General features: G+C 76.1%; 1 protein-coding gene. It reads left to right on the forward strand.

What is annotated here, in order from left to right:
• The coding region (locus ACFV0Q_RS41825; RefSeq protein WP_385013361.1) for an MMPL family transporter at positions 1–1,178 on the forward strand (1,178 nt) is incomplete at its 5' end.
• Positions 1,179–1,221: the final 43 nt, after the last annotated feature.

Genomic DNA, 1,221 nt, shown 5'->3' on the forward strand with positions numbered 1-1,221 from the left:
GCAGTCTGACGCTGATGCCGGCGATGCTGGCCGTGACCGGCCGCAGGATGTTCTGGCCGTCGCGCGCCCTGAAGCGTGAACCCCGTGAGGGCGCGGCGGGCCGGCTCGGACGGGCCGCCGCCCGGCGCCCCGTGGTGCTGGTCCTCGCCTCGGTGGCCCTGCTCGGCGCGCTGACGGCCGGCCTGGCCGGTATGCGCATGGACTACGGACAGTCCGGGGCGGGCGGCGAGCGGACCGCCGCCGTGGAGACGGCCGCCGAGATCTCCCGCTCCCTGCCCGCCGGGGTCTCGGACCCCACGAGCGTCCTCGTCGCCGCCACCGACGGGGCTCCGCTCGGCGCGGAGCGGGTGGCCGGGCTGGCCGGGGCGCTCGCCCGGGTGCCCGGAGTGGGCCGGGTGGCCCCGACCGTGCCGAGCGAGAACGGCAGGGCCGCCCGCATCGACCTGCTCCTGACCGTCGAATCCGGCGGCCGGCAGGCCCGCGACCTGGTCTCCGGGCCGGTCCGGGACACGGTCCGCGCGAACCTGCCCGCCGGGACCGAGGCCCATGTCGGGGGAACCGCGTCGGTGTTCGCGGACATCGCGGTGGCCGTCGACAAGGACCTGAAGGTCATCTTCCCGGTGGCGGCGGTACTGATCGCGATCATCCTGCTGGTGCTGCTGCGGAGCCTGCTCGCGCCGGTCGTGCTGATGCTCGCGGTCGGACTCGGCTTCGCGGCCACCCTCGGGGCCTCGACGCTGGTCTTCCAGCACGGGCTGGGGCGGCCGGGCGTGGACTTCACGCTCCCGCTGGTGCTGTTCCTGTTCGTGGTGGCGCTGGGCACCGACTACAACATCCTCATCAGCGACCGGATCCGAGAGGAGATGGAGCGGCCCGGACCGGCCCGAGAAGCGGTGGCCCGTGCCGTACGGCACACCGCGCCGGCCATCGCCACCGCCGGTCTGGTGCTCGCCGCGTCCTTCGGCAGCCTGGCCGTGAGCCCGCACTCCGGGACGCAGCAGACCGGCTTCGCGACGGCGGTCGGGATCCTGCTCTCCGCCTTCGTCCTGTCCATCGTCCTCGTGCCCGCCCTGGCCGCGCTGCTGGGCCGGTCGCTGTGGTGGCCGCTGCGGCCGCGCGCCCGCGGCGGGGAGCACCGGGCGGCGCGGCCCGCACCGCAGCGGGTGCCGGTGGGCTGAGCCCCGGGTACGCCGGAGCGCGCGGGACCTTCACGGTCCCGCG

Origin of the sequence: Streptomyces sp. NPDC059564 (genome assembly GCF_042735575.1) — a bacterium.
Taxonomy (GTDB): Bacteria; Actinomycetota; Actinomycetes; order Streptomycetales; family Streptomycetaceae; genus Streptomyces.